The sequence below is a fragment of the Streptomyces sp. N50 genome (genome assembly GCF_033335955.1).
GTDB lineage: Bacteria > Actinomycetota > Actinomycetes > Streptomycetales > Streptomycetaceae > Streptomyces.
Genome location: NZ_CP137549.1, coordinates 6268409 through 6280016 on the forward strand (window position 1 = coordinate 6268409; position 11608 = coordinate 6280016).

Sequence of the window (11608 nt, forward strand, 5' to 3'; positions counted from 1 at the left end):
GCCCAGCTCCCCGCGTTCAGGTCCCCGTCTGATCCCCGGATGCCAAGTCGGCGCTCTGGCCGGCCGGTTGCTCGGGTGACCACACGTACGGCGTGGTCGTCGTGATCGCCCGGAAGCCCAGCCGGCGCAGGATCGGCGCGCTGTCGTCCGAGGCGTCCACCTGCAGATACGGCACTCCGCGGGCGACGGCGAGAGCGGCCCGGACGGCGACGAGGGCGCGGTAGATGCCCTTGCCGCGCCACTCGGCGACTGTCGAGCCGCCCAGCATGTTCGCGAACTCCGTCCCCGGCCGGAAGGCGAGCCAGGCCGCGGAGACCATCTCGCCCTCCGCCTCCACGGCGTACACGGCCATGTCGTCCGGAGCGGCGGCGATCCGGCCGAGCAGGTCGGTGGCCAGCCAGTTCAGGTCCATGTCCCAGATGGCCGACTGCAGGGCGCCGATCCGCCGCAGGTCCGCCACGGCGGTGACCCGACGGATCGTGACCCCGTCCGGCAACACGGGCTCTCCTACGGCCATCTCCTCGGCCAGCCCGATCAGTACGGTCTCCTGCTCCTCGGGCACGAACCCCGCCGCGCGCAGCCGGTCGCTGAGGTCGGCGGGCACGTCATGGGAACGCGTCTTCCACTCCACACTCTCCCCGCGCGCCGCGAAGAACTCCCGCTGCCGGACGATGAGTTCGTCCAGTTCCGGTCCCTCCACCCCCAGGTCGTGCGGGCCGCTCACGAACCCCCTGAACTGTCCGACCGTCCGCAGCAGCGGCCCGTCCTTCTCGTACGTCACTCCGGCGGGCGGGATGGGTGGGGTGCCGCGCATCTGGTTGTCGTAGGCGGCGAGGAGGGCCTGGGTCTGGGGCTGGGTCTCGGTTTCCGGTTCTGTCACGGGGTGACGGTACGGGGAGGTGTGCGAGCTGGGGCAACTGGTTATCGGCGGGTGGTGGTTTTGATGTGCCGTAGGAGGGCGGTGAGTTGGGGGTGGTCGGTGTGGAGTACGACGATGGGGGCGTCGCTTTCGCGGAGGGCGAGGGTGTGTGGAGTGGCGCCGATTTCAACGCAGTTCGTCTCTCCCGATCCGGAGTAGGACGACTTCTGCCAGGCGATCTCGGGCATGTCCCCAACCTCTTTCACAGCGAGACGGTACGGGGGGTGGTGGTCTTGATGTGCCGTAGGAAGGCGGCGAGTTGGGGGCGGTCGGTGTGGAGCACGACGGTGGGGGCGTCGCTTTCGCGGAGGGCGAGGGTGGTGTCCGATGCCGCGAGCTCGACGCAGTTGTTGTCCGCCGAGCCGGAGTAGGACGACTTCTGCCAAGTGAACCTGGGCATGTTCCCGCCTTCAGACGCTCTGTGCCACGGAGTTGATGAACTCACGTGACTCCTTCTGTGGAAGCGCGGCCTTGGTGATGCGCTCCACGAGCACACGGTAGTTCGCCAACTGGGTGGGCGCATCGAGGAATTCGGCGCCGATCGCGGTGTCGAGCTGCACGCTGTCGAGTTGGGGCACGGGGCCGGAGGCGTACGACATGGTGAGTCCGGGCACCGGAAAGCCACCCGCGCTGAACGGGATGACTCTTACGGTGACGTTCCGCCGACGTGAGGCTTCGACCAGCTCCTTCAACTGCGCACGCATGATGTCGGGGCTGCCGAAGTGCAGCCGTAGCGCCGCCTCGTGGAGGAAGAACGCGCACGCGGGCGGATCGTCCCGGTCGAGGATGTCGCGCCGCTTCATCCGGTAGGAGAGCCGTCGGCGCAGCTCGGCGCCGGGCCAGGGCGGCACTCGTTCTGCCAGTACGGCACGGGCGTACTCCTCGGTCTGGAGCAGGCCCGGCACGTGTACCAGAGCGAACATGCGCAGGTTCACCGCGTGGAATTCCAGCTCGGCGAGATCCAGCGCGCCCGTGGCGAGGGCGCCGCGGTACTCCTCCCACCAGCCGGGCCTGCGGTCCTGGGCCATGCCGACCAGGGCGTCGACGTACGACTCGTCCGGAGTGCGGTAGATCCCGGCGAGGGTGCGCACCCGCTGCTCGCTCACTCCGAAGCGGGCCAGTTCCACGTTGGTGATGTGCGTGCGGCTGACGCCGAGTGCGGTGGACGCTTCGTTGATGCTGAGCCCCGACTGCTCACGCATGCGCCGCAGTTCGGTACCCAGTCGCAGCTGTCGCAGGGTCGGCGATGTCCTCGGTGGCATGGGCGACAGTCTTGCCCGCGCCACACGATCGGGTCTAGTCGTAGGCGAAATAGCGCGAAGTGGTAGCAGATGTTTCCCAATCTGCCCTACGGTGAGTGCCTGGCCGATCACAGAGCCGTCAACCTCCTTCTGTAGCTCAGGAGTTGCCATGGACGAACGCCTGCCCGAACCCCCCTCCGAGTGGCACTACATCCTCCGCGTCCCCCACGACCCCCTCGCCCCCGCCATCGCCCGCGACACCGTCCACTCCGTCCTCGCCCGCCACGCCCTCCCCGAACTCGCCGACACCGCCGTCCTGTTGACCTCGGAACTCCTCACCAACACCTGGCGGCACGCACCCGGCCCCGCCTCCCTCAGCCTCAAGTGGGCCGACAAACGGCTGCGGGCCAGCGTCTGGGACACGGGATTCCTGGTGCCGTACCCGGCGGGCTGTCCGGAGCCGTATGCCGAAGGCGGTCGTGGGCTCGCCCTAGTGGAGCTCTGCGCTGATGCGTGGGGGAGCTTCGCGATGGGGCCGGCACAGGGGAAGGTTGTGTGGTTCGAGCTGATGTCAGGCGTGCCGGGGCACGTGGCGGTGTGAGATCGTCGCCGACCCCCGCCGGAGGACACCCTCCCCGTAGAAACGTGACACTTCCGCGAAAACTGTCACAGTTCCGCGCCTCACCCTCCGCGAGCGCCGAGCGTCCCCGCACGTTCGGGTCGGGCATGCCTCGGCCGAGTCGGCTGGATCGGGAGTAGCAGCCTCGACCGTATCCAGGATGTCCCGGTCCACACGTGCAACATGATCGAGTCCACGGGATCTTCCGAGCCGATGCTGAGTTCGATGGACCAGGTGGGTCCAGTGAGGTCGCCCCAGGTGGGATCCGCGAGGTCGGTTGCGGGTTCGGCCCGGGTCACTGTCGCCAGGACTTCGTGCAGTCGGCCGAGTGGGCGCGGGGTGTAGTCGTCGGGTATGTCCTGCGCCGAGGTGATGTCGTCGGGCAGGTTGAGGAGGAGGACGTCCCAGCTCATGTGGACCTTCCGGATCGGGAACGGGCGGTTGCGCTGTCGGCGGGGGTTCAGGTGAGGCTGAGCTGTTCTCCTGGCGGCTGGGGCGCGAGCGTGCTGCGGAGTCGGCTGACGGTCGCCCGCCAGGGGCTGCCGTCCGGTCCCTCCCAGAGCTCCAGGAGTTCGGACGGCTCGGTCATGACGCGGTCGAGGGCCTGGAGGGCGAGGGCGCGTAGACCGGTGAGGTCGGGGAGCGGCTCGTCCGGTCCGTAGACGGGGTGGGCGGGCTCGCCGCCGGGGCATTGCGCGGCGACCAGAGCCGCTGCCACGACTGCTTCGTCGGCGACGCGCGCGTCGAGGTAGTCGGTGGTGTCGGCCGCCCGGGCGAGTGTGTCGCGGACCAAGCCCTGACGCGCGTCCGGAGAGGCGTCGTCGAGGTCGCCGCACCAGTCCGCCGCGGTGTCGTTGTCGAAGGGGCCGGTGTCCCAGGTGCCCATACGTCTCTCCTGAACCGTGATCGTGATCGTGATGGCGTCGTGTCAGGGGATCGTGGCAGGCGCCACTGACATCGACCGCCGATACCCACCGCCGATACCGACCGTCAGCGCACCCCTCCAACGCACCCCGCCCCCCCCGGGAAGCCCCCACCCCATTTCCGTGTTGACCTGCACAGAGCCCAGCGCGCCACCGCCGATCGCTCACAGCGAACAACAGGTGGGGAACAATCGAAGACGCCCAAGCATTGAGTCGGCATAGCTCAACTTGACTGCCTAAGGGGAGATCATGGCTTCGACGTCCACACCGCTCACCCTGCCCGTGCTGCCGCTCGACGACGAGGTCGTGCTGCCCGGAATGGTGGTTCCGCTGGACCTGAACGACACCGATGTACGCGCCGCCGTGGAGGCCGCCCAGGCCGCCGCGCGGTCCGAGCCCGGAAAGCCCAAGGTCCTGCTGGTGCCACGGATCGACGGGACCTACGCGAGCACGGGTGTGCTCGGCACCATCGAGCAGGTCGGCCGGCTGGCCGACGGCGATCCGGGTGCGCTGATCCGCGGCCGCAGCCGCGTGAAGATCGGGGCCGGGACCACCGGGCCCGGTGCCGCGCTCTGGGTCGAGGGCACCGCGCTCGACGAGAGCCTGCCCGAGCCCCTGCCCGGCTCGGTCGCTGAACTGGTGAAGGAATACAAGGCGCTGGCCACCGCCTGGCTGCGCAAGCGCGGGGCCTGGCAGGTCGTCGACCGCGTGCAGGCCATTGATGATGTGTCCACGCTTGCCGACAACTCCGGGTACTCGCCCTTCCTCACCACCGAGCAGAAGATCGAGCTGCTGGAGACCGCCGACCCGGTGGCCCGGCTGAAGCTCGCCACCCAGCACCTGCGCGACCACCTCGCCGAGCAGGACGTTGCCGAGACCATCGCCAAGGACGTGCAGGAAGGCGTCGACAAGCAGCAGCGTGAGTTCCTGCTGCGGCGCCAGCTCGAAGCCGTCCGCAAGGAACTGCGCGAGTTGAACGGGGACACGAGCGACGGTGAGGAGTCCGACGACTACCGGGCTCGGGTCGAGGCCGCCGATCTGCCTGAGAAGGTCCGCGAGGCCGCGCTCAAGGAGGTCGAGAAGCTGGAGCGCTCCTCCGACCAGTCGCCGGAAGGGTCGTGGATCCGGACGTGGCTCGACACCGTTCTTGAACTGCCGTGGAACGAGCGCACCCAGGACGAGTACGACATTCAGGGCGCCAAGGCGATCCTCGACGCCGAGCACGCCGGTCTGAACGACGTGAAGGAGCGCATCACCGAGTACCTGGCCGTGCGCAAGCGGCGCGCGGAGCGGGGACTGGGAGTTGTGGGTGGGCGCCGCGGTGGTGCCGTGCTCGCCCTCGTCGGTCCGCCCGGTGTGGGCAAGACCTCCCTTGGTGAGTCCGTCGCGCACGCGATGGGGCGGAAGTTCGTCCGGGTCGCGCTCGGTGGGGTTCGGGACGAGGCCGAGATCCGCGGTCACCGGCGTACGTACGTCGGTGCGCTGCCCGGTCGTATCGTCCGGGCAATCAAGGAGGCCGGGTCCATGAACCCGGTGGTTCTGCTCGACGAGATCGACAAGGTGGGGTCCGACTACCGGGGCGACCCGGCCGCCGCCCTGCTCGAAGTGCTCGACCCCGCGCAGAACCACACCTTCCGCGACCACTACCTGGAGGTCGAACTCGACCTGAGCGACGTGGTGTTCCTGGCTACGGCCAACGTGCTCGAAGCCATCCCGGAGGCACTGCTGGACCGTATGGAACTGGTCCGGCTGGACGGTTACACCGAGGACGAGAAGGTCGTCATCGCCCGTGACCACCTGCTCCCGCGTCAGCTGGAGCGGGCGGGGCTCAAGGACGACGAGGTCGTCATCGACGAGAGCGCGCTGCGCAAGCTCGCCGGTGAGTACACCCGTGAGGCGGGCGTCCGCACCCTGGAGCGGTCCGTCGCCCGGCTGCTGCGCAAGATCGCGGCCCAGCACGAACTGGGCCAGCGGGAGCTGCCGTTCACGGTGACCGACGCCGATCTGCGCGCGCTGATCGGACGGCCGCACCACGTGCCCGAGTCCGCCCAGGACCCGGCCGAGCGCCGGACGGCCGTACCCGGTGTCGCCACCGGCCTCGCGGTCACCGGCGCGGGCGGTGACGTCCTTTACGTCGAGGCGTCGCTGGCCGACCCGGAGACGGGCGCGGCGGGTCTGACCCTGACCGGTCAGCTCGGTGACGTGATGAAGGAGAGCGCGCAGATCGCCCTGTCCTTCCTCCGCTCGCACGGTGCCGAACTGGAGCTGCCCGTGGGCGACTTGAAGGACCGGGGTGTGCACATCCACTTCCCGGCGGGTTCGGTGCCGAAGGACGGCCCGAGCGCGGGTGTCACGATGACGACCGCTCTCGCATCGCTGCTCAGCGGCCGGCTCGTCCGTACGGACGTGGCGATGACGGGTGAGGTCTCCCTGACCGGTCGGGTCCTCCCGATCGGCGGCGTGAAGCAGAAGCTGCTCGCCGCGCACCAGGCCGGGGTCACCACCGTCATCATCCCGAAGCGCAACGAGCCCGACCTGGACGACGTCCCGGCCGAGGTCCTGGACAAGCTCGACGTCCACGCGGTGACGGACGTCCGCCAGGTCCTGGAGCTGGCGCTGGCGCCGGCGACGAACGGCGCGACGTCGGAGGTTCCGGTGGCGGCGTGACGGACGTCCACCGGTAGGTGAAGGCCCGGGTCCCTTCAAGTGGGGCCCGGGCCATCGCCGTAGTACTGACGGCTCCTCACCCGTTGGCGAGCGCGACCACCCGGTCCAGCGCGCCGTTGAACTTGTCGTGGTCCCCGACCGTCGTCCCGGACGACGTGTACTGCCACATCGTGTAGAACGACCACCCGCCCGGCAGCGTCCCCGGGTCCGCGGCGTACCGCGCGATCCACAGCGGGTCGGCGGACGTGAAGGCGCTGGAGTTGCCCGTGCAGTCGGACCACCAGCTCGTCGCCGTGTAGATCACCGCGTCGCGGCCGGTGCGGGACTTGTACGTGGACAGGAAGTCGGCGATCCAACTCACCATCGCCGCGGCCGACTTGCCGTAGCAGGACGCGCCGTACGGGTTCCACTCGATGTCGAGGACACCGGGGAGGGTGCGGCCGTCCTTGGACCAGCCGCCGCCGTGGTCGACGAAGTAGTTGGCCTGGGTGGCGCCGCTCGTGGTGTCCGGGGTCGCGAAGTGGTAGGCGCCGCGGATCATGCCGACGCCGTAGGAGCCGTTGTACTGCTGGGCGAAGTACGGGTTCGTGTAGTACGTCCCCTCGGTCGCCTTCGTGTAGGCCCACTTGACCCCGCTGCTCCACAGGGTCGACCAGGCGGCGTTGCCCTGGTAGGCGCTGACGTCGACGCCCTCCGTCTGGGTGGCGTCACCGCCGGTCGGGGTGCCGTCCTGGCCGTCGTGCGCCAGGACGCCGATGCCGAGGTGGGCGGAGCCGCGGGCGGGGACCGTGGCGGCGCCGGCCGGGTGCGTGAGGCCCGCCAGGAGGAGTCCGGAGAGGGCGAGGGCGAGGGAGAGGTGCCGCAGGCGTGGGCCTGGTGATCGGGGTCCGGGCGCGGGCATGGCGTGCCTCCGTGAGGGGGGAAGGACGTGCTGTGGATGGCGTGGGCATGCCAGCTGGCGCCTGGTGAAGAAGCTACGCACGCGGCGCACCGGGTGGGAAGGGGGTCCGGACGACGCCGTTGGTCTAGCCCTGCGAAATACTGGCGGAGCTGCGGCGATGACGGTCTTTGGCGGAAACTTTCACGATCGGGAAAGCGGACCATGGGTGCTGACGTGCACAAGGACGAGGACAGAGACGACGACGGGCTGCCCGTGGGCCCCGACGGACTCGCCGTCGACCACGAATACCTGTCCCTGGAGCGCGAGTTGACGTTCCTCTTCCGCCGGGCCCGGGCCAACCAGGGCGAGATGGCCCGCGAGGTCCACCCCGACCTGGAGTCCGCCGCGTACGGCCTGCTGGTCCGGCTCGACGAGTACGGCAGGCAGCGGGCCACGGAGCTGGCCGCCTACATCGGCGTCGGCAAGGCCACGATGTCCCGCCAGCTGCGCGCCCTGGAGGACCTCGGCCTGATCGCCCGCGAGCCCGACCCGGCGGACGGCCGCGCCTGGCTGGTCGACCTCACCGACGAGGGCCGCCGCCGCGTCGCCCACGTCCGCGAGGCCCGGCGGGCGCGCTACGTCAGCCAGCTCTCCCACTGGGACCGCCGCGAGGTCGCCGAACTGGCCCGGCTGATCCACCAGTTGAACGGGGTCATGGAGAAGTAGCACCGGGTCGCGCGAGAGACCTCCGCGACGGGGAGTCCGGCCGTTACCCTGGCGCCCGTCGGGGGACGGGGGCGATGGGCATGGCTGGAGTGATCCGGCGGTACGGACGGATGCTCGGGGGAGGGCTGTTGGCCGCGACCGCGGTCCTGGCTCCGCTGGGCGCACACGTGGAGTGGGTGCGGACCGCCACGCGGGTGTACGTCCACGCGATGTCCGAGGCGCGGAACGCGGACGCCGACGCGGGGGACGGGAAGGCCGACCAGAAGCTGAAAGCCGCCGAGCGGAAGTACCGGGCCGAGGACCGCCCGCCCCGGACCGGCGAGACGCTCGTGCGCATCGTCCCGGGAAGCGGATCGAACTCGGGCTACTGGCACGCCACGGCACGGCACACCGTGGCCCTGCGTCCCGACGACCCCATGGTCGAGGATCTGCGGGGCGACTCCGACGACCTCGAAACATGGCTGCCGTTCAGCGTCCTGATCGGCGGCGCGACCGACGACTGCGACTCCCAGGGGTTCGGGTTCGGCCCCGACGACGACGGGCTCAAGCAGCAGCGGCCGAAGTCCACGGTGTACGCGACCGACCTCGCCGAGACGGACTGGCGGGGCACCGCATACGACTGCCTGGACGGTCACACGGCCCTCACCGTCGAACCCGAACAGGAGTGGCTGGGGGCGCGCGGCATCTACGACCGCTGGACCGTCACCGTCGAGTCGCCGGACCGCCTCATCGTGGGCCTCGACGGCGGGACGACTCTGAGCCAGAGCCCCCATCGTGCCCGACTGCTGCTGCCCGGCGGTCTCAGCCGCGTGACCGTGGAACTCGGCGGTCCAGACACTCCGGGCGCGGAGCATCTGAGCAATATCGCCCGCATCGGCGAAGCGCTGCAGAAGCATCTGCCCGCCCGCCGGGAGGCGTCCTGGCTCGCGCTCGCCGTGGTGGCGATGACCGTCCGGTGGGTCCTTCCCTTCGTACGGGAGTGGGCGCCGTCCGCCACCCGGCGCCGCTGGACCGGTGCGGCCGTGGCCGGATGCGCGGTGACGGGAGCGGCGCTGGAGTACGCCCTCGCCGGGGTGGGCCTCTCGCAGCCGTGGTGGGCGTATCCGGGCCGTGGGGCGGTGCTCGCGGTCTGGTGGTGGGTGGTGCTGCCGTTCCTGCTGGCCGGTGTCGCGGTGCGGGTGCTCACGGGCCGCCCGCCGCGTCCGTCCGTGCTCCTGGGGCTGCTGCTTCCGAGCGCCGTCCTGCTGATACCCGCCGGTGTCCTCGCGGTGACGGGACGTACTGCCTGGCCCCTGGTGCCGGTGGCCTTCGCGGTCGTCGCGACCGCGGGCGTGGCATGGAGCCTGCGGCGAGGTGCGTGGGGGCCGGCCGGGCGGCGCTGGGCCGGCACGGCGGCGGGCTGCGTATGGCTCGCGGTGCTGGCCGCGGGTCCGGGCACCGGACTGCCCGACAACGGCGACGGAAGGCCGTTCGCCGTCTGGCCCGCGGTGAACTCCCTGGCTCTGGCGGCCCTGGACTGGGGCTGGCCCGCGATCCTGCTGGCCGTGGGCGCCGTGGAGACGCGGCGCAGATGGCTGATGCCGGCGGCGGGCCTCGTGCTGGCCGCCTCCTTGGCCGAGTCGGCGGTCGATCACCACTGGGCCTACGGCTGGTCGGAGCAGTACGACGGGACCTGGACGGTCGTCGGCATGCTGCCCGGTGTCGCCGCGACCTGGCCCCTGGCGGGCGTGCTGATCCTGCTCCTGTGCTTCCCCCTGGCGTATCTCCGGGTGCACGGGAACGCACCGGGGGAGTGGCCCCGGCACGTCCGCACGGCCGTCGTGGGGCTGGGCATCGCCGCGGTCGGCACCGGGTTCGCCTTCTACGGGTTCGCCGTCTTCGACGAGGAATGGCAGCGCAGCGGCTACTACCTCGCGCTGGTGATCGCCGCCCTGGGGTTCTCCTGGCTGTTGCCGCCCAGCGACGAGGCGCGGGCCGCCCGCCTCCACCGCACGCCGGCGTTCGCCCACAACCGGATGGTGCACGCCCTGTTGAAGGAACAGGCCCTGGCGGCGGGCCGCCGGGAGTTCCTCGGTTCCTCGCGGGTCGCCCTCGCCACCGGAGAGCTGACGGCGCGCGCCTGGAACGAACGGTGGCTCGGGCTCGGCGCACTGGGCTCCCGCGGCACGGCACCGCAGCACTCGGCCGCCCTCCGGCTGGCCGCCCTGGGCACGTCCGGAGGCCGCACCGCCCTGCGCAACGGGGTGGCTGCGGCTGTGATGCTCGGTGTCCTGTGCCTGCCGTGGATGGGGTACACGGTGCCCTCGCTGGCGGCCGGTGACGCCCAGGGCATCGGCGACCTCCAGGTGTGGCTGTACACCCTGCGCTGGCCCGTCTACGGCTTCGTCTACGGCTACGCCTACTCGTGGCTGCGCGGCGGCAGTCCCATCGGCAAGGCGCTGTGTCTGCTCGCCGTGGTCCTCCCCGCCGAACTCGCCCAACTCCTGTACAGCGGCCGGGAACCACGCGACTTCGCCGTCTCCCTCCTGCTGGCCACCGGCAACTGCCTCGCCGTCCTCCTCGTCCTCGGCCTCTACTGGGAAGCCCGCCTGGTGCGCGCCGCCGGCCTGCGCTGGGGGCAGATCCGCAACTTCCGCTCGCTGTCGGCGACCGCCGTTCCGGCCACCACGGTGCTGGTCGCCGCGGCCACCGCGCTGGCGACCGCCATGGTCGGCGTCTGGATCACCCCGGACAACACGGCGCCCTCGGCCCCCGAGAACCGCCCCTCGGCCGAAAGCAGCGTCACCCCGGGCCCATGACCCGCGACAGCGCCCGGCTCGCGGCCACCGCCCTCACAGCTCGGCGTACACAACGGTCGCGTCGTCGTGCGTCTTGCTCCGCCGCAGATACGTCCGCTCCTGCGCGTCGGCGCGCTCCAGCGCCCGGACCTGGCCGACCAACTCCGCCGCCCCCTCCTTCCGTACGAGAGTGAAGCAGTCCGCCCAGTCGCCCTGGCCGAACTTCTCCACCCAGCGGGTCGCCCCGTCCGTCAGGGCGACGAGGGTGCGGACGGCGGTGCGGGGGAGTGAGCCCGTCACCGCCCGGGCCGCGACCGAGGGGTCGGCGGCGGCCGTGAAGAAGCCGCCCTCCTTGTTACGGAGCGTGGTGTCGATCATGGCGTCCGTCGCGAGGGCGGAGCGGGGGAGGCGGGAGAGGCGGTCGTCCAGGACGACGGTCACCTCGCCGGACGGGGATTCGGCCAGCAGCGCGGAGTCCGAGAGGACCAGGTATTCGACCTCCTGGGGGGACCAGCGGGCCAGCACCACGGTCGCCTGTGGGGTGCGTGGGTGAGAAAGGTCACAGGTGGTGGCGTGGGCCTCAGCTGTTCGGAGGATCGCCCGGGAGAGAATCTCCGCCAGGGTCAGATCCCGGCAGGAAACGGTCAGTTCGGTCAGCGCGCCGCCCAGGCGCGCGGTGTACCAGGGGACCGAATGCAGACAGCCCGTCTCGCCTCTCGGCGGTGTCACTCCGTCCAGGACGATCAGCGAACCGCCCTGTCCCGAGGCCGGAAGGCCGACGCTCGCGAAGTCCTCGTTGGGGCGGTCCGGGTCGCCGGGTTCCGACACAAGTTCCGTACGCATACGGCCAGTCTGC

12 protein-coding genes are annotated in these 11608 nt (G+C 70.8%); 4 read left to right on the plus strand and 8 right to left on the minus strand.

Features of this window, described 5'->3' with window-relative positions; genetic code table 11:
* Positions 1-16: 16 nt before the first annotated feature.
* From R2B38_RS28395 to R2B38_RS28410, 4 genes are all read right to left on the minus strand, one after another.
* Positions 17-814 carry a GNAT family N-acetyltransferase gene (locus tag R2B38_RS28395; protein WP_318021810.1) on the minus strand — a complete coding sequence of 266 codons (798 nt, stop codon included), beginning with the start codon at positions 812-814 and terminating at the stop codon, positions 17-19.
* Positions 815-921: 107 nt separating this feature from the next.
* On the minus strand, positions 922-1107 hold the full coding sequence (locus R2B38_RS28400; protein WP_318018773.1) for a DUF397 domain-containing protein: 186 nt from the start codon (positions 1105-1107) through the stop codon (positions 922-924).
* 14 nt (positions 1108-1121) lie between these two features.
* Positions 1122-1319, minus strand: coding sequence for a DUF397 domain-containing protein (locus R2B38_RS28405; protein WP_318018774.1), 198 nt, complete (start codon positions 1317-1319; stop codon positions 1122-1124).
* Between the two features lie 10 nt (positions 1320-1329).
* Positions 1330-2181, minus strand: a complete 852-nt coding sequence (locus R2B38_RS28410; protein WP_318018775.1) for a helix-turn-helix transcriptional regulator — start codon at positions 2179-2181, stop codon at positions 1330-1332.
* Positions 2182-2329: 148 nt separating this feature from the next.
* Between R2B38_RS28410 and R2B38_RS28415 the strand changes: the two genes are divergently transcribed.
* A complete protein-coding gene (locus R2B38_RS28415) occupies positions 2330-2761 on the plus strand; it encodes an ATP-binding protein (RefSeq protein WP_318018776.1) in 432 nt (143 codons plus the stop codon).
* An 80-nt stretch (positions 2762-2841) separates the two neighbouring features.
* Here R2B38_RS28415 and R2B38_RS28420 read toward each other — a convergent pair whose 3' ends face one another.
* A complete protein-coding gene (locus R2B38_RS28420) occupies positions 2842-3192 on the minus strand; it encodes a hypothetical protein (protein ID WP_318018777.1) in 351 nt (116 codons plus the stop codon).
* 47 nt (positions 3193-3239) lie between these two features.
* Complete coding sequence (locus R2B38_RS28425; RefSeq protein ID WP_318018778.1) at positions 3240-3665, minus strand: DUF4259 domain-containing protein; 426 nt, start codon at positions 3663-3665, stop codon at positions 3240-3242.
* Positions 3666-3951: 286 nt separating this feature from the next.
* On the opposite strand from R2B38_RS28425, the gene lon reads away from it, so the two are divergent.
* Positions 3952-6369, plus strand: coding sequence for an endopeptidase La (gene lon / locus R2B38_RS28430; protein ID WP_318018779.1), 2418 nt, complete (start codon positions 3952-3954; stop codon positions 6367-6369).
* A 76-nt stretch (positions 6370-6445) separates the two neighbouring features.
* On the opposite strand, the gene R2B38_RS28435 is transcribed toward lon, so the two are convergent.
* Positions 6446-7270: a lysozyme gene (locus R2B38_RS28435; protein WP_318018780.1), complete on the minus strand. Its 825-nt coding sequence runs from the start codon at positions 7268-7270 to the stop codon at positions 6446-6448.
* A 201-nt stretch (positions 7271-7471) separates the two neighbouring features.
* Here R2B38_RS28435 and R2B38_RS28440 point away from each other — a divergent pair, with 201 nt between their 5' ends.
* The gene (locus tag R2B38_RS28440) at positions 7472-7975 is read left to right on the plus strand and encodes a MarR family winged helix-turn-helix transcriptional regulator (protein WP_318018781.1); all 504 of its coding nucleotides are present in this window, start codon (positions 7472-7474) and stop codon (positions 7973-7975) included.
* 80 nt (positions 7976-8055) lie between these two features.
* Entirely contained in the window at positions 8056-10773 is a 2718-nt protein-coding gene (locus R2B38_RS28445; protein ID WP_318018782.1) for a hypothetical protein, read from the plus strand.
* Positions 10774-10806: 33 nt separating this feature from the next.
* Here the strand turns inward: R2B38_RS28445 and R2B38_RS28450 are convergent, their stop codons facing one another.
* The gene (locus R2B38_RS28450) at positions 10807-11595 is read right to left on the minus strand and encodes a protein phosphatase 2C domain-containing protein (protein WP_318018783.1); all 789 of its coding nucleotides are present in this window, start codon (positions 11593-11595) and stop codon (positions 10807-10809) included.
* Positions 11596-11608 lie beyond the last annotated feature (13 nt).

Excerpts from the sequence above, each read along its gene's own strand:
- R2B38_RS28395 (WP_318021810.1), bottom strand. The coding sequence starts at position 814 with ATGCGCGGCACCCCACCCATCCCGCCCGCCGGAGTGACGTACGAGAAG.
- R2B38_RS28400 (WP_318018773.1), bottom strand. The coding sequence starts at position 1,107 with ATGCCCGAGATCGCCTGGCAGAAGTCGTCCTACTCCGGATCGGGAGAG.
- R2B38_RS28405 (WP_318018774.1), bottom strand. The coding sequence starts at position 1,319 with ATGCCCAGGTTCACTTGGCAGAAGTCGTCCTACTCCGGCTCGGCGGAC.
- R2B38_RS28410 (WP_318018775.1), bottom strand. The coding sequence starts at position 2,181 with ATGCCACCGAGGACATCGCCGACCCTGCGACAGCTGCGACTGGGTACC.
- R2B38_RS28415 (WP_318018776.1), top strand. The coding sequence starts at position 2,330 with ATGGACGAACGCCTGCCCGAACCCCCCTCCGAGTGGCACTACATCCTC.
- R2B38_RS28420 (WP_318018777.1), bottom strand. The coding sequence starts at position 3,192 with ATGAGCTGGGACGTCCTCCTCCTCAACCTGCCCGACGACATCACCTCG.
- R2B38_RS28425 (WP_318018778.1), bottom strand. The coding sequence starts at position 3,665 with ATGGGCACCTGGGACACCGGCCCCTTCGACAACGACACCGCGGCGGAC.
- lon (WP_318018779.1), top strand. The coding sequence starts at position 3,952 with ATGGCTTCGACGTCCACACCGCTCACCCTGCCCGTGCTGCCGCTCGAC.
- R2B38_RS28435 (WP_318018780.1), bottom strand. The coding sequence starts at position 7,270 with ATGCCCGCGCCCGGACCCCGATCACCAGGCCCACGCCTGCGGCACCTC.
- R2B38_RS28440 (WP_318018781.1), top strand. The coding sequence starts at position 7,472 with ATGGGTGCTGACGTGCACAAGGACGAGGACAGAGACGACGACGGGCTG.
- R2B38_RS28445 (WP_318018782.1), top strand. The coding sequence starts at position 8,056 with ATGGCTGGAGTGATCCGGCGGTACGGACGGATGCTCGGGGGAGGGCTG.
- R2B38_RS28450 (WP_318018783.1), bottom strand. The coding sequence starts at position 11,595 with ATGCGTACGGAACTTGTGTCGGAACCCGGCGACCCGGACCGCCCCAAC.